This window comes from Agrobacterium sp. 16-172Ci (assembly GCF_053522725.1).
Genome location: NZ_JBNWBW010000003.1, coordinates 269,410 through 287,480, shown reverse-complemented (window position 1 = coordinate 287,480; position 18,071 = coordinate 269,410). Strand labels below are relative to the sequence as shown.

Below are 18,071 nucleotides of genomic sequence, written 5' to 3'. Positions count from 1 at the left end.
CCGTTTTGGCCGAACTGTCTGGCCAAGGCAAGAGCGCCCGCGCCACATCGGGCGAGATTAAACTGTCAATCGCCGAGCTGCGCCAGATAGCTGCTGCGGCTATGCTGCGCCACCTCCCGCGAATAACCGACGACGCAGTTGCGCGTGCCGCAGCGTGCCGAAAGCAGAGCGAGTTCGGCATGGCTGAAAAATTCGGCGGGCGTTGCGGTTCCGTCCACCGCGGCGACGCCGATCGAAACGGTCAGATGTTCGCCGTCTCCTTCCTGCGTCACGAAACGCAGCGCCTCCACGCTTTGCCGCAACCGCTCGGCAATGGCCTCGGCCGTGTTCTGCGGCACGCCGGCAAACAGGAAGGCGAATTCATCGCCACCGATACGGGCGACGAAATCGTCCTTCTTGATGGTTTTGCGAAACAGGGCGGCGAGACGCCGTAATGCCTTGTTGCCGGCGGCGGAGCCATATTTGCCGTTGATCTCGCGGAAATGGTCGATATCCAGCAGCACCAGGGAGGTGGCGGATGCGGCCCGGTCCTTTGGAAAAAGAGCGCCAAGCTTTTCGAGAAAGGCCGCGCGGTTTGGCAGTGCCGTCAGCGCATCGCGCAGCGAGGCGGCCTGAAGTTCCCCACGGTTTCTTTCAACCTCGCGGATTTTCACCAGTCCCATGGCGATGAAATGCCGAAGGCTCGTCTGTTCTTCGTGGATATCGCCCAGCAACTCCACGAAGCGCTCCGTTGCGGGCGGCTCGCCATCCTCATCCTGCGCAAGGCTGGCCAGAAAGGTTTCGGTGCGCTGAAGGCTCGCCTCCAGCCGCGCGGAAATCTGCGTCAGTGTATCGAAGGCCGCGCTTGCCATCTGTTCGGCTTCGATGCGCGAAAAGCCGGGCAGATTGTGCCGCTGGCCGATGAGGTCGATTTCATGCTGCTGCGGCGCATTGCCAAGCGCGAGAATGTCACGGCCCATGGCCGGATTGTGTCCGGACAATATTTCATAGATCAATTCATAATTGCGCGGCAAAGGTGCAATGTTCATCTTGGCGATGAACTGCGTGATCTTGGTAACGACCAGAGCGCTTCTTGCCTGCTCGCGTTTTTTATCGCCCGCCGATGTCGTCACTGACAGCCCCAATAGCAATGGATTATTATGAATGGACCGGCGATAACCGATTGTTGAACGGCGTTATTCTTACAAGCGACGGTTTAAAATAGAATAAATCCACAAAGAATTTTGCCGTCACGAAGCATAGATTCCGCGTTGCGGAAGGCGGATGTGCCTAAGCGTCCCTTGATCGATAATATGACAAATCCTGATTTGATTTCGGGCGACGACCGTTTTTATATCGCTCCATCGATGTTGCAGAAGAGGGGCAGCCCATGACGACTTCCAGAACGCTCTATTCGCTATGCGGAAGCGACACTTCCCGGCCATTTTCTCCCCATTGCTGGAAAACCGTGCTTTCGCTGGCGCATAAGGGGCTGGATTTCGAGGAGCGGCCTTTACCCTTCACGGTGATCCCGACGGTGGAGGACGGTTTTTCGAAGACCGTGCCGATCCTGCGCGATGGCGACGAGCTGATAAGCGACAGTTTCGAAATCGCGCTTTATCTGGACGAGGCTTATCCCGAGCGCCCGTCGCTGTTTAACGGCGAGGGCGGCAAGGCCATGGCCCGTTTCGTCGAAAGCTGGTCGCAGACGGTGCTTCACCCGGCCATCGTGCGCATTGCCGTGCTCGATATCCACAATATGCTGGATGAGCCGGACCGCCGTTATTTCCGCGATAGCCGCACGAAAGCGCTCGGCCGTCCGCTCGAGGATGTGGTGGCGAACCGCGAGGCGGAAATCGCAGCCTTTCCGGCATTGCTTGCGCCGATCCGGCGTATGCTGAGCTTCCAGCCTTTCATCGGCGGCACATCGCCGCTCTTTGCGGATTACATCGTGTTCGGCGCGCTGCAATGGGCGCGGATCACCACCGGGGCGGATTTGTTCGCCGATAACGACCCCGTGCGGGACTGGTTCGAAGGCTGCCTCGACCTCTACGATGCGAGAGGCCGCAGTGTGACAGCGGCGTGAAATGTCTGGCATCATTGCCGCAATCTCGTCGATCCCCCTTGTTTTCGGGCCTTTGGGCGGGTAAAGACCGCCCACTTTCTCTGAAGGAAAAGGAAACGGACATATGGCGATTGAACGCACATTTTCGATGATCAAGCCGGACGCAACCAAGCGTAACCTGACGGGCGCGATCACCAAGGTATTTGAAGACAACGGCCTGCGCGTCGTCGCCTCCAAGCGCGTCTGGATGAGCAAGCGCGAAGCCGAAGGCTTCTACGCCGTTCACAAAGAGCGTCCCTTCTTCGGCGAACTCGTTGAAGGCATGACTTCCGGCCCGACCATCGTTCAGGTTCTGGAAGGCGAAAACGCCATCCTCAAGAACCGCGAAATCATGGGCGCTACCAACCCGGCCCAGGCCGCTGAAGGCACCATCCGCAAGACCTTCGCGCTCTCCATCGGCGAAAACTCCGTTCACGGTTCCGACGCTCCGGAAACCGCCGCACAGGAAATCGCCTACTGGTTCGCCGAAACCGAAATCGTCGGCTGATTCAAAATCTCAACGGCTTGAATCGCTGTTGCAGGCGATTGTGTGAAGCTGCTGAAAAGACTCGAAGAAACGGAGCCGAAAGGCTCCGTTTTTTTTGTTTTGGAGCGCTGCCTGCAAGACGGTGCGTTCTGCGGAGACCTCATTCCATACTCCGTCACCCCGGACTGGATCCGGGGTCCAGCGCGATCAAGTCCTTGATCGCAAAGACTCTTACGCCACGCAGACGCGCGGCTGCTGGATACCGGGTCAAGCCCGGCATGACGGAAGTGAGGTTTGCCACCCCCTACAGAGAACTGAGCCTAAGGCTGCAATTTTTTGTTAGGACGCCGGACACCCTTGAACCGGCCGCATATCCGTCGTGCCATCCGGTTTGAACACCTCCGGATTGGGCGTATAAAGCGGGCCGACCACCAGCGGCTTGGCGGGAAGAAGCGACTGGTCGGTGTCGGAGCGGATCGTGGTTTCGATGGTCTGGAGAATGTCGCCTTCCGGCCCCTTGATGCGGATGGTGACCTTGTAGGGCCGGTCCTGCTTCACGCATTCCACCGGCGGGCTCTGAACCGTGATCTTTTCGTCTTTCGGGAAAATCTTCTCGCGGCTGGTGAGGTCTGGACCGCCGCGCGGGTTTTCGAATGTCGCTTCCACCGTGCTGCCATCGCGAATGGGGGCGATGCGCTGAAGCGTCACCAGATAGGTGGCGATGGCGATGCGATAGTTGAAAACGAACATCCGGCCGGAAATCTTCGCCACTTCGCGCGGTTCTTCCCGCTGGCAGCCTGAAAGAGCGAGCATCCCCGCAATCGCCAGCAAGGGAAGGGCAATTCTCTTCATGACCGCACATCCTTCTTCCTGTGATAGTGCCGGCTGGCTTTCTGCCGGTTGCCGCACACCGCCATATCGCACCAGATACGGCTTCTGTTCTTGCTGCGGTCGATGAAAAGCCAGCCGCAATTGCCGCAGATCCGCAGCCGCTCCCGTGTCTCGTCGGCAAGCAGCGAGAGGGCGGAATGGGCGGTGGCGTTGCCCAGGCTTTCGGCAAGCGGAAACGTCCGCAGTGCCGTGCCGCAGGCGAAGAGAAGTCCGGCCAGCCTGCCGTCGCCATCGTCGCCGCCGGTAATGGCGGCGCGGAAATAATCGTTGACGGCCTCGCGAAGATCGAGAAAAACCGCCTGCTTTTCCGCCTCGGGCGCGATGAGCGTGGGAAACCTGTCTCGTTCCGCACCGAGCCTTGTGGCCGCTTCGGCAAAGGCCGCGATCTGCGCCGGCACGGCAAAACGGTCGACTGATTTTGCCGCATCCGAGCGCAGGATCACGCTGTTGGCGACATCCAGCGCCAATGCGCCGCCTGCGAAACGATGTTCTGTCCAGCGAAAGGTCATGCCGCACATTATAACTGTCAAAATGAGTTTTAACAGTTATAATCATGGCGGGAGGACACGCTTGGCCTATTTCCTGCAACAATTGCTAAATGCCGTGCCGGTCGCCTCGCTTTATGCGGTTCTGGCCTTTGGTTATGCCATCGCCTTTTCGGTCACCAAACGCGCCGATGTCACCTATGGCGCCATATTCGCCTTTGCCGGCCAGACCTGCCTGTTATTTGCGGATTTCGGCTGGAACCGGCTGTGGCTGGTTCTGCCGGCAACATTGGCGCTCGGGGCAGGGGCGGGCCTGTTCGGCGGGCTGTGGGCGGCGGGTTTTGTCGGCCGGGCGGTGATGCGGCCGCTGGCGAAAGCCTCTCCCAATGCCGTGACCGTCGCCGCCGTCGGCGTGCTGATCGCGCTGACCGAAAGCGCGAGGCTGGCCGCCGACACAAGGCAGTTATGGCTGCCGCCGCTTCTGTCTCAGCCGGTGCGCTTCTGGGCCGATGGCGGCTTTGCCGTGACCCTGACGCCGATGCAGATGCTTAACACGGCGGCGTTCTGCCTGCTCATTCTCGCAGGGTCGCTTTATCTTGGCCGTTCCGCTTTCGGCAGGCGCTGGAAATCGGTCTCGGACGATGCTTTCGCCGCCGCATTATGCGGGGTGAATGCGGGCCGGATATTTCTCGTTTCCTATTGCGCGGCGGGCCTCGTCGCCGCCATCGCCGGCGTGCTGGCCACATTCTATTACGGCACCATGGATTTCGGCGCCGGTCTGGTCTTTGGGCTGAAGGTGGTGCTGATTTCGGTGGCGGGCGGTTATGCCAGTCCGCTCATCTGCGGCCTTGGGGCCGCCGCCGTCGGCTTTGCGGAAACTTTCTGGGTCGGTTACGGCCCGGCCGCCTGGCGCGATGCGGTGGTTCTGGCGATGCTGGTCGGCTGGCTGATTGTCATGCGCAGCAGGGTGGAAGCGCCCTGAGTCTGGCCACTAGAGCGCTTTCGCGTTTCTTCGAATCGCGAAAGCGCTCTAACTCTTGTTTCGTCGCATTTCCGGGCGGAAAACCGGGCTCCACTTTTCCTGGAAATGCTCTATCGCCACTTGTCCTTGGCCGCGTCGTCGGTTGTTTTTGCCGCAACCCAGTCGCCCGCCGAGCCATCCTTGCCATGTTCCTTTTTCCAGAACGGGGCGGATGTCTTGAGATAATCCATCACGAAATTGGCGCCATCGAAGGCGGCCTGTCGATGCGATGAAGCTGCGATGACGAGGACGATGTTTTCGCCGGTGGCGATCTTGCCGTGGCGGTGGATGGCGGTGAGGCCGAGAAGGCCGAAACGCTCCATGGCAAGTTTGGCGATGCGGGTTATTTCCGCCTCCGCCATGCCGGGATAGTGTTCAAGCTCCAGCGCCGCAAGCGTGCCGCCATCATCCCGGCAGAGCCCGGTGAAGGCCACGACCGCGCCGATGCTCCTGTCACCTTCCGTCAGCCGACGGGTTTCTTCCGCAGCGTTGAAATCCTCTGCCTGCACGCGGACCGTCGGCTGCATCCGCTCATCCCCCCGTCATCGGCGGGAAAATGCCGATCTCGCGCGCGCCGACGATGCTTTCATCATGCTCGACATGCTCCTGATTGACGGCGACGCGGATCACATTGGGAAACTCGAAGGCAGCTTCGTAATTCTCGCCGCGCGTCGCAAGCCAGGCGATCAGCTCGCCGGCGGTGGTGACGGAGGAGGGGATGTCCAGCTCTTCTTCATCCGTGCCGATCTTCTCGCGAACCCAGGCGAAATAAACGATCCGTGTCATCAGTCTTCGTCCACGATGTGCTTCAGGCCGGCCTTGAAGTAATCATAGCCGGTATACATGGTCAGCGCCGCCGCGATCCACAGCAGGGTAATGCCCATTTCGGTCGTGTAGGGCAGAACCTTGTCGCCCGCAGGACCCGCGAGCAGGAAGGCGATGGCGACCATCTGGATGGTGGTCTTCCATTTGGCGATGCGGGTGACGGGAACGCTGACCTTCAGCGCCGCCAGATACTCTCGCAGGCCCGAGACCAGAATTTCGCGGCAGAGAATGGTGATGGCCGCCCAGAGCGACCAGCCGGCAATGGTGCCATCCGCCGCCATCAGAAGCAGGACGGAGGCGACCAGCAGCTTGTCGGCGATCGGGTCCAGCATGCGGCCGATATTCGACGTCTGGTTCCAGATACGCGCGAGATAACCATCGAGGAAATCGGTCAGCGAGGCGATGATGAACAGCCACAATGCCGTCCAGCGCGCGAAATCCGAGCTTTCCAGTTTCCCTTCGATGTAAAAGCACAAAACGATGACAGGAACCGCGAGGATGCGGCCATAGGTGAGGAGGTTGGGAATGCTGTATGCGCGCGAAGCCATGGGAAACCTGTCAGTCTAAGATTAGCTGCCTTGATGCCGCCGCCAGGGCATAGCGTCAACACGTGATTATGTTTTTTTAGCAGTTCGCCACGACGGCGCGGCGTCAATCGCTGCCGCTCTCGTGGAAGTGATTGTAGATTTGCCGCGCAACCGTCTCCGAAATGCCGCTGACAGCCATCAGGTCGTTGAGGCCGGCGCGGGAAACCGCCTTGGCCGTGCCGAAATGCTGCAGCAGGGAGCGCTTGCGGCCCGGACCGATTCCCGAGATTTCGTCGAGCGGATTGCGCACCATTTCCTTCTTGCGCCGCGCCCGGTGCGAGCCGATGGCGAAGCGGTGCGCTTCGTCGCGCATGCGCTGAATGAAATAGAGCACGGGATCGCGCGGCGGCAGCGAAAAATCGCTGCGCCCATCCGCAAAGAAGCGTTCGCGGCCCGCCTCGCGGTCCACACCCTTGGCGACGCCGATGGCGGTCACGCAGTCGCGAATGCCGAGTTCATCGAGAATGGCCCGTACCGCCGTCATCTGGCCCTGACCGCCATCGATCAGGACCACATCGGGCCAGGCGGGGAAGGGCATATCGGCGGCTTCCTCCGGCGTCGGCGTCTGCGTCTGCCCACGGTCGGGCTTTCCCTCTTCCTTCAGCAGGCGCGAGAAGCGACGGGTCATCACCTCGCGCATCATGCCGAAGTCATCGCCGGGGGTGATGTCGGTCGATTTAATGTTGAACTTGCGGTACTGGTTCTTCACGAAACCTTCAGGGCCCGCCACCACCATGCCGCCCACGGCATTGGTGCCCATGATATGGGAGTTATCGTAAATCTCGATCCGGCGCGGCACATAGGAAAGACCGAAGGTTTCCGCAAAACCCTTCAGCAGCCGCGCCTGAGACGAGGTTTCCGCCAGCTTGCGGCCATGCGCCTCTCGGGCATTGGCAAGCACATGGTCGGTGATGTCCTTCTTCTCGCCACGCTGCGGCACGCTGATTGTCACCTTGTGCCCGGCCTTTTCGCCGAGTGCTGCGGCCAGCAGCTCCTGCTCCTCCACCGTTTCGGAAAGCAGGATTTGCTTAGGCACCGGCTTGTCGTCATAAAACTGCGCCAGGAATGCATTGAGGATTTCCGAGCCGGGCAGCGAAGGGTCGGCCTTCGGGAAATAGGCGCGGTTGCCCCAGTTCTGGCCGGTGCGGAAAAAGAACACCTGAATGCAGGAGATGCCGCCTTCATGGTGGATGGCGAATACATCCGCCTCCTCGATGCCGGCGGGGTTGATGCCCTGATGGCTCTGGACATGCGACAGTGCGGCCAGCCGGTCGCGATAGACGGCGGCGCGCTCGAAATCGAGGTCCTCGGCCGCCTCGTTCATCTGCCGCGCAATCGCGGTCTTGACGCTCTGGCTCTTGCCGGACAGGAAATCCTTGGCTTCCTTGACGAGTTCTTCATACCCCTGATCGCTGATCTCATGCGTGCAGGGGCCGGAACAGCGCTTGATCTGGTAAAGAAGACAGGGACGCGTGCGGGTTTCGAACACGCTGTCGGTGCAGGTGCGGATCAAAAAGGCGCGTTGCAGCGAATTGATGGTGCGCCCGACCGCGCCGGCCGACGCAAAGGGGCCGAAATAATCGCCCTTGCGCGCCCGCGCCCCACGGTGCTTGAAAATCGCCGGCGCGCGGTTGTCTGCGGTAATGAGGATATAAGGAAAGGACTTGTCGTCGCGCAAAAGCACATTAAAGCGCGGCCGCAAACGCTTGATGAGATTCGCTTCAAGCAGAAGCGCTTCCGTCTCCGTGCGGGTGGTGACGAATTCCATATGGGTGGTAAAACGCACCATCTGGGCAATGCGGTTGGAATGCACGCGGCCCTGCGCGTAATTGCCGACGCGCTTCTTCAACGAGCGCGCCTTGCCGACGTAAAGCACGTCGCCCGCCTCGTTGAACATGCGATAGACGCCCGGCGCATTCGGCAGGTGTTTGACGAATTCGCCGATCAGATCCATGCCCTTCAGGCCGGATTCGTTCTTCCAGCCCGCATTCCAGTCCATGCCGGCAACGTCGCTCGATGCCTGGGCCGCATCGGTCGCGGCAAGGTTTGCATCGTCGTCTTCGTCGTCGGTTTCATCGAAGAGAATACCGCCATCAGGCAGCTTCTTTCCGTTCATTCATTTATCTCCGCCACGTCAGGGGTTTCCCAGCCAAGATGCTGGCCGCCGTCGAGCGCGATCATTTGTCCGGTGACCGACGGCGTGTCGAAAAGAAAGCGAATCGTCCGCCCGAACTCGTCCGGTGCGGGACCACGCTTTAATATAAGGCCGTCGATCTGCGCCTGAAAGTCCTCGGGCGCCTGTCTTTCGCTTTTGAATGTCGGACCCGGCCCGATGGCGTTGACCCGCACACGCGGCGCAAAGCTTTGCGCCATCGTCCGCGTGGCCGTCCAGAGCGCCGATTTCGAAAGCGTATAGGAATAAAACCGTGGCGTGAGCGCAAGCACGCGCTGGTCGATGATATTGACGATCAGCCCGGATTTATCGGCAGGCAGTTGCTCGACAAAGGCGGCGGCGATGAGGGAGGGCGCCCGCACATGCACGGCGAAATGTGCGTCGAAGATCGCCGGATCGGGCTTGTCCGCCGAGTCGTCGAGAAAAACCGACGCATTGTTGATAACGACGCCGATAGGCCCGAGTGCTGACGCAGCCTGTTCGATGAGTCCCGAAGCAGGGCCGGATTGTGTCAGATCCGCCTGAACGGCTACAGCCTTGCCACCTTTCTGCCTTATTTCGTTAGCGAATTCCTCGGCGCTGGCCATGGAAGTATTGGCATGGACGGCGATGGCGAAGCCATGGGCGGCCAGATCGGTGGCGATTGCCCGCCCGAGCCGGCGGGCGGCTCCCGTTATCAAGACTGTCTTTTGTATATTTTCTTTCACGGCTGACCTGCATTTGCTCATATCCGTCCTATTTGCTGGATATAAATGCAAATCGCAAGCTGTCCATCGGCCCCAAAAGAATTGGGCGATTTTTTATTCACAATGCAATTTCGGTTTAATTTGAATATAACTAAGTTTAAAGGCGATCTATTGCTGGTTAGGCTTCTGTTAGGGTTAATAAACCCCTTGTGGCAATTAGGCAACGTCTAATTCTAGTCACGTCGCTGCCCCAAAAAATTCACATTTTGGCTCTTTGATCTCCGCATTCTCCTATCAAATTCAGTTTCCAGAGGGGCGATTAACCCGACGAGTTTACACCGCGTCTGAGAACAATAGTTTTGAGTACAGAGCGGTCCTGAAAGGAGAATAGCATGCGTATTTTCGTAGCAACCCTTATGGCTTCGACCATGGCAGCCGCCGGCTTTTCGGCTGCTCACGCCGCTGACGCCGTAAATGAAGTGCCGCAGGCACCGGTTTCCTACGACCAGCCCGCGCCGGTCAAGGATTGGTCCGGCGCCTACCTCGGTGGTACGGTCAACTATGATTGGGGCCGTTTCAGCTCCAGCAACGACGGTCGTGACGCCAAGGGCGCTGGCGGCGGTCTCTACGGCGGTTACAACTGGCAGAACGGCCAGCTGGTTTACGGTGCGGAAGCAGACGTCAACCTCGGTGACGAGCGCGGTTCCGCCGGTACGGTCGCAGGTCGCGCCGTCGAAGGCAAGCAGGGCGTCAACGGCTCGCTGCGTGGCCGCGTCGGTTACGACATGAACCCGTTCCTGCTCTACGGTACGGCCGGTCTTGCTGTTTCCGACAACAAGGTTCGCGACGGCGTCAACAAGGACAGCGCCACGGCTCTCGGTTACACGGTTGGTGCCGGTGTTGAAGCCATGGTTACCGACAACATCACCGCTCGTCTGGAATATCGCTACAGCGACTACCAGAAGAAGGACTACACGCTCGGCAACGACGCCTTCTCGCGTGGTTATGACGACCACTCCGTCAAGGCCGGTATCGGCGTCAAGTTCTGATCCCTCAAGGATCGCTATTGGAAAAGCCGGGGTTTTGCCCCGGCTTTTTTGTTTTTCGCTCTTAAGCGTCGGCATGAATGCCCGGCCTTCCGGCCAGGCGTCCTTCTGCATCCGCCTCAGGCGGCGGCCTTCATTTCCGCATAGGCTTCGAAACGCTTGCCGAAGGTTTCCGGCCAGGCGGCCAGCGCATCGCGACCTTCGGCCCATTCCCCGGCGAAACGCAGGTCGAGATAACCGATCATCGCGGCAAGGGCGAAATGGCCGCCATGCAGCTTCTTGCCGGTTTTCGGCAGGTTGGTGTTGAGATAATCAAGCCCGCGGACCACCTTGCTCCACTGCTTGTCGATCCAGGGCTGGTGGATCTTCTCTTCCGGGCGGAAACGGCGCTCGTAAACGATGGCGAGCAGGCAATCCATGATGCCGTCGCACAGCGCTTCGAGAATTTCCACATCCGTGCGCTTGCCGTTCTTTTTCGGGTAGAGCTTGCCGCCCGAAAGACGGTCGAGATAATGCATGATCGCCACGCTGTCATAGACCGAGCCGCCTTCATCCAGAAGCAGGACCGGAATCTTGCCGAGCGGATTATTGTCCATCAGCGTTGCGGGCTCGGCACTGGTATCGACACGCACGGAGGTAATGTCGATGCCGAGATGGCGCGCGGCCATACGGACCTTGGCGGAGTAGGGGGAGGCGGGCGAGTAGAGCAGTTCCATGGTCGGGTCCTGTGGGTTGTCGTCTGGGGACTGGAATAGTCAATAAAGCTGCATAGCGGTTTTATGTCTGGAAAATGTGTAGAAGAGTGCAATCGAGAGCATTCGATGCGCTCTAGCGAATGGGGATGATTTCTGTGGCGTTGGCGCGGCAGCCCTTACGGTCAAGCTCGGGGCAGTCGCGGAATGTCATGTCCCTGTTGAGGCAGATGCGCACTTCCTCAAGGCGCTTGCCGTCGCAGCTGATGGAGATGCCGCGTTTCGACAGGCCGGGATTGGCGTCGGTGAAGGCGGTTTCTATGGCGTCGGCGGAGAGAGTGGCGGCTTCGGCGCCGGAGGCGATCTTTCCCGGCAGCCGGATGGCTTCGAAGGCGGCCCGTGTCGCCGAGAAATAGTCCCTCTGCGACAGGCCGGAGCAGGAGCCGTGCTTGCGCCACTGGTGGCCGATCAGGCCCATGGACGGCATGATATCGAACATGGTGCGGCCGATCGCGTCCGGAACACGGTCGGGCTCACCGCTCTGGCAGAATTCAGGATAATCGTTTTCGTTCTGCGGCCACAGCCCGTGCACCACGAAACCGTAACGTCTGTCGCTGCCGCATTGCTGGCGGTTGCCCGAGCCTTCGGAACTGGCGCAGAACGCCGGTGACCAGGAGAGCGACAGCACGTAAAAATCGAACCCGTTTCCACGGGGCGCAGGGTTCTTGCCCGTCTCCTGTCGGGAAACGTCGCGCCCTGGAGCGTCCGGCCGGGAGTTGCCGACGGTCTGCGATTGGGATTGTGTCTGCCGGTTGCCGGCGGGGCTGGTCGGAGCCGGATTTTCCCGCGCGAACCACAATGCGCCGAGCGACAGAAGGCCCAGGGCGATGAAACCGGCATAACGCTTCATTCCGTGTACGTTCTCCGGAAAATGGACGACCTCACATCGCTGGCGGGCGACGATCCGGTCTTACATCAACTTGTGAACGGGGCAAACCGCCAATCTTTGATGAAAAGGTTGAAAGCTTTGCCGCATAACGAATAAAGTCGAACGAATCTTCCGCAAAGACGGAACAGGGCTGGGGTGAGGCTGGAGGAAATAGGCGGGCATGACCGCATGAAATTCAAGAAATATATCTGGCCCGTCGTTGGCTTCGCGACGATCGGTTTTTCCGCCTGGTTGCTCTTTCACGAATTGCGCGGCCTGTCGCTCGATGATCTCTGGGACAGTCTGAAAGCCATTCGCGTGCGGGACTGGCTGTGTTCGGGCCTTGCAACCCTGCTGGCCTATGCCGCGCTCGCCGGTTACGACCGCATCGCGTTGCAGCATCTTGGCCGCAAAGTGAACTGGTTCTTCATCACGCTCACCTCTTTCACTACCTATGCGCTGTCCCACAATGTCGGGGCCTCGGTATTCTCCGGCGCCGTGGTGCGATATAGGGCCTATACGTCCAAGGGGCTGAGTGTGGCGGAAGTGGGCGTGCTCGTCGGCCTCTGCTCCTTCACCTTCCTCATCGGCACGATCATGCTCATCGGGCTGGTGCTGCTTTACGAGCCTGACATCACCGAACGGTTTACCGGCATTCTGCCCGTCGAAGCCTCCACCACCACAGGTGTGGTGCTGCTTCTTTTCGTCGGTCTTTATATTCTTGGCAGCCTGCTAAGGCTGAAGCCCCTGAAAATCGGTTCCTTCGTGCTGCCATACCCCGCGCCGAAGCTTGTTGCGCAGCAACTCGTCATCGGTCCCATCGAGCTGATCGGTGCGGCGGGCATCATCTATTTCGCGCTGCCGGAAGCCGGAAATCCTGGTTATATGGTCATTCTCGGCATATTTCTGGTTTCCTTCTCGGCGGCGCTCATCTCGCACGCGCCGGGCGGTCTGGGGGTGCTGGAACTGGTCTTCGTCACCGGCCTGCCGGACATGAACCCGGCGGATGTCATCGCGGCGCTTCTGGTCTTCCGGCTGTTCTACCTCATCATTCCCTTCATCATGGCCCTGTTCGTGATCCTGTTCTTCGAACGGTCACAGCTGGCGCAGGCGCAGAGGCGGGAAGGGCTGAGATAGCCCCTCAAATCTCTTCCGCTTTTTCCTCGCCGCGCAGCCAGAAGGCGCGCTGCGAGGCGAACCTGTCCTGCGCCAGCGTTGTCTTCAGATAGGGCAGCAGCGTATGCAACTCGTCCTTCAGCGTATAGGGCGGATTGACGATGATGAGGCCGGAGCCGCTCAGGCCATCCAGCCGGTCGCTTCTGACGGAAAGCTCCGCGCACAGCATCTTCGGAATGTCGAATGATTGCAGCCGCTCGTGAAAGTCCTTGATCGGAGCGCCTTTCTTCAAGGGATACCAGAGGCAATAGGTGCCGGTGGAAAAACGCCGATAGGCCTTGTTCAAGCCATCGGCCAGACGCTGATATTCATTCTCAAGCTCGAAAGGCGGATCGACGAGGATGAGGCCGCGCTTTTCCTTCGGCGGCAGATGCGCGCCGAGCGACAGCCAGCCATCCAGCTCGGTGACACGCACCTGATAGTCCCCTTCGAACAGGCGCGCGAGCGCCCGGCTGTCATCCGGGTGCAGTTCCATGGCCGAAAGCCGGTCCTGCGGGCGAAACAGCATGCGCGCGAGTTTCGGTGAGCCGGGATAGAATTTCACGCCACCTTCCGGATTGAGTTCCTTCACGGCATCAAGATAAGGCTCCAGCAGTTCGGCGATGGGGGCGGGCAGATCGGCCTCCATCAGCTTGCCGATACCGGTCTGCCATTCGCCGGTCTTCTGCGCCTCTTCCGAGGTCAGGTCGTAAAGCCCAATGCCGGCATGGGTGTCCAGCACGCGGAAGGCCTTGTCCTTGTTCTGCAGGTATCGCACGAGGCGGGCGAGAACGGCATGTTTGAGGACATCCGCGAAATTGCCGGCGTGATAGATGTGGCGGTAGTTCATGGATGTGTCTCGCTTGCCGTTTACCCGAGTGAATGGTCAGGATGAATATTCTTGATGGACGTCACTTCGGCCTTTTTGCCGCATCGTTGATGCAATATACAAAAGACATGAACGTTGCGACCCCGATTTCCGCTGAAAAAGCCGCCCCGAAGTCCGAAGTCCGTATCGGACACACGGTCTGTCCGCATGACTGTCCGAGCGCCTGCGCGCTCCAGGTCGACATCAATGCCGATGGCCGCATCGGCCGCGTGCGTGGGGCTAACGCCAATACGTACACCGCCGGCGTGATCTGCGCCAAGGTGGCGCGTTACTCTGAGCGCATCTATCATCCCGGCCGTCTTCTGACCCCGAAGCGTCGCAAGGGTGCGAAAGGCGCCGGCGACTGGCAGGAAATCTCCTGGGAAGCGGCTCTGGACGAGGTGGCGGACGCTTTTGTCAAGGCCGAGGCGCGGCATGGTACTGAGGCCATCTGGCCCTATTTCTATGCCGGCACCATGGGGCAGGTGCAGCGCGATTCCATCGAGCGGCTGCGCCACGCCAAGAAATATTCCGGCTTTTTCGGCTCGATCTGCACCAACATGGCCTGGACCGGTTATGTGATGGGCACCGGCGCATTGCGTGGCCCGGATCCGCGCGAGATCGCCAAGGCCGATGTCGTCGTCATCTGGGGCACCAATGCGGTCGCCACACAGGTCAATGTCATGACCCATGCGGTGAAAGCCCGCAAGGAACGCGGCGCGAAGATCGTCGTCGTCGATATCTACGACAATCCGACCATGAAGCAGGCGGATACGCGCCTCGTCGTCCGCCCCGGCACGGATGCCGCACTTGCCTGCGCCGTCATGCACATCGCCTTCCGCGACGGTTACGCCGACCGTGATTATATGGCGCGCTTCGCCGACGATCCGGCCGGGCTCGAGGCGCATCTGAAGACGAAGACGCCGCAATGGGCATCCGAAATCACCGGCCTTTCGGTCAATGAGATCGAGGATTTCGCAAGGCTGGTCGGCGCCACCAAGAAGACCTTCTTCCGGCTCGGATATGGTTTTGCCCGCCAGCGCAACGGCGCGGTCGCCATGCATGCGGCGCTTTCCATCGCCACGGTTCTCGGCTCCTGGCAATATGAGGGCGGCGGCGCGTTCCACAACAATGGCGATATCTTCCGGCTGAACAAAGCGGAGCTGATGGGCAGTTCTTACGCCGACCCTGAGGTGCGCCAGCTCGACCAGTCGCAGATCGGCCGTGTGCTGACGGGGGACGCCGAGGCGCTGCGCCACGGCGGTCCGGTGACGGCCTTGCTCATCCAGAACACCAATCCCGTCAATGTCGCCCCCGAGCAGCGGCTGGTGAAACAGGGTTTCCTGCGCGACGATCTTTTCGTTGCCGTGCATGAGCAGTTCATGACCGAAACGGCTGATGTGGCCGATATCGTGCTGCCCGCCACCATGTTCCTCGAACATGACGACATCTACCGCGCCGGTGGCCAGAACCACATTCTGCTGGGGCCCAAACTGGTGGAGCCGCCGGAAACGGTGCGTACCAATCTCTTCGTCATCGAGGAACTGGCAAAACGCCTCGGCGTCGACCATATGCCGGGCTTCGGCCTTTCGGCCCGCGACCATGTCGACCGTATGCTCAAAGTCAGCGGCTGGGGCGATTTCGACACGCTGGCTGAAGAAAAGTGGATCGATGCGCAGCCGTCCTTCGAGGTGGCGCATTATCTCGAAGGCTTCGGTTACGGCGATGGCAAATTCCGCTTCAGTCCCGAATGGGCGACTGGACCGTCTCCGAACAAGCCGCCGAAAAATATCGGTGTGATGGGGCCTGTTGCACAATTTCCGAAATTCCCGGATCAGGTCGACGTCATCGAAACCGTGGACGGTGACCATCCCTTCCGGCTGGCGACCTCACCGGCGCGCAACTTCCTGAACTCCACCTTCGCGGAAACGAAGACCTCCGTGCAGAAGGAAGGCCGTCCGGAATTGATGATCTGTCCCGAGGATGCGAGCGGCAACGGCATCGCCGATGGCGACATCGTCCGCATTGGCAATGCGCGCGGCGAAGTGCGCCTCCATGCGAAAATCGTGGAGGGTGCGAGACCGGGTGTGCTGATCGCCGAAGGGCTGTGGCCAAACAGGGCGCATCTCGATGGCGAAGGCATCAATGTGTTGACCGGCGCCGATGCCGTCGCTCCCTACGGCGGTGCGGCTTTTCACGACAACAAGGTGTGGCTCCGCCGCGATGACGAGGCCCGCGAGGCTTGATATTGCGCCGCAACACGGGCAGGCTGAAATTCCACGACAGGCAAGGACATATCCGGTGACACAGACGCAGGCGAAAAACATTCCGGCTGACACGGATGCGGGCAGAATCCGGCTGGTGGAAAAAGAAACCGTCTGGAAGGGCTTCGTGCATATGCAGAAGCTCGTTTTCGACCAGCGCATGCCGGATGGCAGAACCATCCGCATCGTCCGGGAAGTCCACGACCATGGCAGCGCCGCCGCCATTCTTCTTTATGACCCGAAGCGCGACAGCGTGGTGATGGTGCGCCAGTTCCGCCCCGCCGCCTTCGTGAACGGCGATCAAAGCTTCATGATCGAGGTACCGGCGGGGCTTCTCGACGACGACGACGCAGCCGTCGCCATCCGCCGTGAGGCAATGGAAGAATCCGGTTACGCTGTTGAGAAGGTCGAGTATCTCTTCGACATGTATGCAAGCCCCGGCACGCTGACGGAGAAAGTCAGCCTCTTCGTCGCCCGCATCGATCTTGACGTGCAGGCCGGCAGCGGCGGCGGACTGGAGGACGAAGGCGAGGATCTGGAGGTTCTGACCTACGGGCTGGACGAAGCCTTCGCGATGATCGCATCGGGTGAAATCACCGATTCCAAGACGATCATTCTGCTGCAATGGGCGATGTTAAATCGCGCCGGACTCGGAAAGTGACGGTCAAGGCCTTCGTAGTGGACGCGGTTACTTGCGCCCTACATTTTTCCATTTAGTGACCTGATCCGCGGTTGCTTGTTTTCGTTGTGCCCGCTCTTTCCTTATCTTGGCGATGAGACTTCGCCGGGCTTGGGAATCAATTGTCTTCACAACACGCACGGCGATCTCCTTTCCAAGTATGATAAAATTGCAGCTCAGCCTCGCCTATATTTATACGAGAATAGGAGAGGGGGCTGGCTTGGTCACTGGGCTTATTACCACGAACCGCACTGCCAAATCAAAACCTGCCTCTCACACCCATCCCCACGAAAATCGACTGCAAGTCACCGCCGCCGGCATTCTTTTCCGATGACAGGTTTCCGGCACCTGCGCCGCTGTAGTGGGTGTCTCCGCGCCCGAGGCTGGTATAGTCATATGCGCCGTCGAGATAGATCGAGGCATTCTCGGTCAGGTCATAGGCGACGCCGGCCTTCACCCCGAACATGCCGGCGACGTCGAATTTGTCGGTGAAGCGCATGTCACGCAGCCAGTGATCGTCGGTCGCCTTGCCATAGACCATGGCGCCGCCTTCGAGGCCCAGATTGAGCGACCAGTTGCCGAACCTCTGGCCGCCCGTCAGGTTGCCGTAGAAAACCGGGATTTGCTGGCGATAGGTGATCCCCTTGAGGCCATCTTTGAATTTGCCGGAGAAATCGCGGCGGGAGAAAACGCTGTAAACGGCGTTGCCGCCATAAGCCGACCATTGAACATCCGTATAACGAAAACCCACACCGGCGCTTAGATATTGCTGCGGATCGTCCAGCAACATGCGATTGAGTTCGAGGCTTCCCGAAAAATAATGGTCGAGCCGCGTGTCGTCATGCTGGGAACGGTGGCTCCAATTGTCCTTGGAGCTATCTCTGGAAAAAGGCCAAACCCAGTCATAGTCGGTCATATAGCCGTCGCCCTCGAAGCCGACGCGGCCTTCCGCCTTGACGCGCCAGCCGGGCGCAAGTTCAAGTCCGAGCGAGCCGCGCAATGCCACGGCGTTTTTGGTTTCCCATTCGAGTTCGCTCAGCTTGCGCCCACCGATATGGACGGTTTCCGTCGCGCGGAGATTGAGAACGCCGGCATCAACTGAGGCTGTAATGCCACTTTGCTCAGCCGCGACGGGCAGGCTGGCGCCCGCCATCAGAACAGCCGAAAGCGGCAGGGAAAATCTCGACAATGGCATAATCGC

At 59.8% G+C, this 18,071-nt stretch carries 19 protein-coding genes; 7 read left to right on the top strand and 12 right to left on the bottom strand.

Annotated features, from left to right (window positions below):
* Positions 1 to 65: 65 nt before the first annotated feature.
* On the bottom strand, positions 66 to 1,112 hold the full coding sequence (locus ACQZ40_RS06170) for a GGDEF domain-containing protein (protein ID WP_065654074.1): 1,047 nt from the start codon (positions 1,110 to 1,112) through the stop codon (positions 66 to 68).
* A gap of 257 nt (positions 1,113 to 1,369) precedes the next feature.
* Between ACQZ40_RS06170 and ACQZ40_RS06165 the strand changes: the two genes are divergently transcribed.
* Positions 1,370 to 2,065: a glutathione S-transferase family protein gene (locus tag ACQZ40_RS06165; RefSeq protein WP_065654073.1), complete on the top strand. Its 696-nt coding sequence runs from the start codon at positions 1,370 to 1,372 to the stop codon at positions 2,063 to 2,065.
* 103 nt (positions 2,066 to 2,168) lie between these two features.
* Positions 2,169 to 2,591 carry a nucleoside-diphosphate kinase gene (gene ndk, locus ACQZ40_RS06160; protein ID WP_003496769.1) on the top strand — a complete coding sequence of 141 codons (423 nt, stop codon included), beginning with the start codon at positions 2,169 to 2,171 and terminating at the stop codon, positions 2,589 to 2,591.
* A 318-nt stretch (positions 2,592 to 2,909) separates the two neighbouring features.
* Here ndk and ACQZ40_RS06155 read toward each other — a convergent pair whose 3' ends face one another.
* Both ACQZ40_RS06155 and ACQZ40_RS06150 read right to left on the bottom strand, forming a co-directional pair.
* Positions 2,910 to 3,422, bottom strand: coding sequence for a hypothetical protein (locus tag ACQZ40_RS06155; protein ID WP_065654072.1), 513 nt, complete (start codon positions 3,420 to 3,422; stop codon positions 2,910 to 2,912).
* Positions 3,419 to 3,979 (bottom strand): CGNR zinc finger domain-containing protein, encoded by a 561-nt coding sequence (locus ACQZ40_RS06150; RefSeq protein ID WP_448747580.1) that lies wholly within the window; start codon positions 3,977 to 3,979, stop codon positions 3,419 to 3,421. The genes ACQZ40_RS06155 and ACQZ40_RS06150 overlap by 4 nt, the downstream gene beginning before the upstream one ends.
* Positions 3,980 to 4,031: 52 nt before the next feature.
* Here ACQZ40_RS06150 and ACQZ40_RS06145 point away from each other — a divergent pair, with 52 nt between their 5' ends.
* Positions 4,032 to 4,928, top strand: coding sequence for a branched-chain amino acid ABC transporter permease (locus ACQZ40_RS06145; protein ID WP_448747579.1), 897 nt, complete (start codon positions 4,032 to 4,034; stop codon positions 4,926 to 4,928).
* Between the two features lie 110 nt (positions 4,929 to 5,038).
* On the opposite strand, the gene ACQZ40_RS06140 is transcribed toward ACQZ40_RS06145, so the two are convergent.
* The 5 genes from ACQZ40_RS06140 to ACQZ40_RS06120 form a co-directional block, all read right to left on the bottom strand.
* Entirely contained in the window at positions 5,039 to 5,494 is a 456-nt protein-coding gene (locus ACQZ40_RS06140) for a molybdenum cofactor biosynthesis protein MoaE (RefSeq protein WP_448747578.1), read from the bottom strand.
* Positions 5,495 to 5,498: 4 nt separating this feature from the next.
* Positions 5,499 to 5,753 (bottom strand): molybdopterin converting factor subunit 1, encoded by a 255-nt coding sequence (gene moaD, locus ACQZ40_RS06135; RefSeq protein ID WP_065654069.1) that lies wholly within the window; start codon positions 5,751 to 5,753, stop codon positions 5,499 to 5,501.
* Positions 5,753 to 6,340 (bottom strand): CDP-diacylglycerol--glycerol-3-phosphate 3-phosphatidyltransferase, encoded by a 588-nt coding sequence (gene pgsA / locus ACQZ40_RS06130; protein WP_003520759.1) that lies wholly within the window; start codon positions 6,338 to 6,340, stop codon positions 5,753 to 5,755. Before pgsA ends, moaD begins: the two co-directional genes overlap by 1 nt.
* 103 nt (positions 6,341 to 6,443) lie before the next feature.
* On the bottom strand, positions 6,444 to 8,495 hold the full coding sequence (uvrC, locus tag ACQZ40_RS06125; RefSeq protein ID WP_443407035.1) for an excinuclease ABC subunit UvrC: 2,052 nt from the start codon (positions 8,493 to 8,495) through the stop codon (positions 6,444 to 6,446).
* The gene (locus ACQZ40_RS06120) at positions 8,492 to 9,280 is read right to left on the bottom strand and encodes an SDR family oxidoreductase (RefSeq protein WP_125145889.1); all 789 of its coding nucleotides are present in this window, start codon (positions 9,278 to 9,280) and stop codon (positions 8,492 to 8,494) included. The genes uvrC and ACQZ40_RS06120 overlap by 4 nt, the downstream gene beginning before the upstream one ends.
* A gap of 350 nt (positions 9,281 to 9,630) precedes the next feature.
* On the opposite strand from ACQZ40_RS06120, the gene ACQZ40_RS06115 reads away from it, so the two are divergent.
* Positions 9,631 to 10,287 carry an outer membrane protein gene (locus tag ACQZ40_RS06115; RefSeq protein WP_035261664.1) on the top strand — a complete coding sequence of 219 codons (657 nt, stop codon included), beginning with the start codon at positions 9,631 to 9,633 and terminating at the stop codon, positions 10,285 to 10,287.
* A gap of 116 nt (positions 10,288 to 10,403) precedes the next feature.
* On the opposite strand, the gene ACQZ40_RS06110 is transcribed toward ACQZ40_RS06115, so the two are convergent.
* Both ACQZ40_RS06110 and ACQZ40_RS06105 read right to left on the bottom strand, forming a co-directional pair.
* Positions 10,404 to 11,000, bottom strand: coding sequence for a glutathione S-transferase (locus tag ACQZ40_RS06110; RefSeq protein WP_065654068.1), 597 nt, complete (start codon positions 10,998 to 11,000; stop codon positions 10,404 to 10,406).
* A gap of 112 nt (positions 11,001 to 11,112) precedes the next feature.
* Complete coding sequence (locus ACQZ40_RS06105) at positions 11,113 to 11,886, bottom strand: ribonuclease T2 family protein (protein ID WP_448747577.1); 774 nt, start codon at positions 11,884 to 11,886, stop codon at positions 11,113 to 11,115.
* Between the two features lie 207 nt (positions 11,887 to 12,093).
* On the opposite strand from ACQZ40_RS06105, the gene ACQZ40_RS06100 reads away from it, so the two are divergent.
* Complete coding sequence (locus ACQZ40_RS06100) at positions 12,094 to 13,041, top strand: lysylphosphatidylglycerol synthase domain-containing protein (RefSeq protein WP_065654066.1); 948 nt, start codon at positions 12,094 to 12,096, stop codon at positions 13,039 to 13,041.
* A 4-nt stretch (positions 13,042 to 13,045) separates the two neighbouring features.
* Here ACQZ40_RS06100 and ACQZ40_RS06095 read toward each other — a convergent pair whose 3' ends face one another.
* The gene (locus ACQZ40_RS06095; RefSeq protein WP_271045025.1) at positions 13,046 to 13,909 is read right to left on the bottom strand and encodes a 23S rRNA (adenine(2030)-N(6))-methyltransferase RlmJ; all 864 of its coding nucleotides are present in this window, start codon (positions 13,907 to 13,909) and stop codon (positions 13,046 to 13,048) included.
* Positions 13,910 to 13,950: 41 nt separating this feature from the next.
* On the opposite strand from ACQZ40_RS06095, the gene ACQZ40_RS06090 reads away from it, so the two are divergent.
* Both ACQZ40_RS06090 and ACQZ40_RS06085 read left to right on the top strand, forming a co-directional pair.
* Positions 13,951 to 16,173, top strand: a complete 2,223-nt coding sequence (locus ACQZ40_RS06090) for a molybdopterin-containing oxidoreductase family protein (protein ID WP_448747576.1) — start codon at positions 13,951 to 13,953, stop codon at positions 16,171 to 16,173.
* A gap of 55 nt (positions 16,174 to 16,228) precedes the next feature.
* Positions 16,229 to 16,852 carry an NUDIX domain-containing protein gene (locus ACQZ40_RS06085; protein ID WP_065654063.1) on the top strand — a complete coding sequence of 208 codons (624 nt, stop codon included), beginning with the start codon at positions 16,229 to 16,231 and terminating at the stop codon, positions 16,850 to 16,852.
* A gap of 277 nt (positions 16,853 to 17,129) precedes the next feature.
* On the opposite strand, the gene ACQZ40_RS06080 is transcribed toward ACQZ40_RS06085, so the two are convergent.
* Positions 17,130 to 18,065, bottom strand: a complete 936-nt coding sequence (locus tag ACQZ40_RS06080; protein WP_065654062.1) for an omptin family outer membrane protease — start codon at positions 18,063 to 18,065, stop codon at positions 17,130 to 17,132.
* Between the last annotated feature and the right edge of the window lie 6 nt (positions 18,066 to 18,071).

Bases quoted from the DNA above. Each gene is read 5' to 3' on its own strand.
- ACQZ40_RS06165 (WP_065654073.1), top strand. From the start codon at position 1,370: ATGACGACTTCCAGAACGCTCTATTCGCTATGCGGAAGCGACACTTCC.
- ndk (WP_003496769.1), top strand. From the start codon at position 2,169: ATGGCGATTGAACGCACATTTTCGATGATCAAGCCGGACGCAACCAAG.
- ACQZ40_RS06155 (WP_065654072.1), bottom strand. From the start codon at position 3,422: ATGAAGAGAATTGCCCTTCCCTTGCTGGCGATTGCGGGGATGCTCGCT.
- ACQZ40_RS06150 (WP_448747580.1), bottom strand. From the start codon at position 3,979: ATGTGCGGCATGACCTTTCGCTGGACAGAACATCGTTTCGCAGGCGGC.
- ACQZ40_RS06140 (WP_448747578.1), bottom strand. From the start codon at position 5,494: ATGCAGCCGACGGTCCGCGTGCAGGCAGAGGATTTCAACGCTGCGGAA.
- moaD (WP_065654069.1), bottom strand. From the start codon at position 5,753: ATGACACGGATCGTTTATTTCGCCTGGGTTCGCGAGAAGATCGGCACG.
- pgsA (WP_003520759.1), bottom strand. From the start codon at position 6,340: ATGGCTTCGCGCGCATACAGCATTCCCAACCTCCTCACCTATGGCCGC.
- uvrC (WP_443407035.1), bottom strand. From the start codon at position 8,495: ATGAACGGAAAGAAGCTGCCTGATGGCGGTATTCTCTTCGATGAAACC.
- ACQZ40_RS06120 (WP_125145889.1), bottom strand. From the start codon at position 9,280: ATGAGCAAATGCAGGTCAGCCGTGAAAGAAAATATACAAAAGACAGTC.
- ACQZ40_RS06115 (WP_035261664.1), top strand. From the start codon at position 9,631: ATGCGTATTTTCGTAGCAACCCTTATGGCTTCGACCATGGCAGCCGCC.
- ACQZ40_RS06110 (WP_065654068.1), bottom strand. From the start codon at position 11,000: ATGGAACTGCTCTACTCGCCCGCCTCCCCCTACTCCGCCAAGGTCCGT.
- ACQZ40_RS06105 (WP_448747577.1), bottom strand. From the start codon at position 11,886: ATGAAGCGTTATGCCGGTTTCATCGCCCTGGGCCTTCTGTCGCTCGGC.
- ACQZ40_RS06100 (WP_065654066.1), top strand. From the start codon at position 12,094: ATGAAATTCAAGAAATATATCTGGCCCGTCGTTGGCTTCGCGACGATC.
- ACQZ40_RS06095 (WP_271045025.1), bottom strand. From the start codon at position 13,909: ATGAACTACCGCCACATCTATCACGCCGGCAATTTCGCGGATGTCCTC.
- ACQZ40_RS06090 (WP_448747576.1), top strand. From the start codon at position 13,951: ATGAATATTCTTGATGGACGTCACTTCGGCCTTTTTGCCGCATCGTTG.
- ACQZ40_RS06080 (WP_065654062.1), bottom strand. From the start codon at position 18,065: ATGCCATTGTCGAGATTTTCCCTGCCGCTTTCGGCTGTTCTGATGGCG.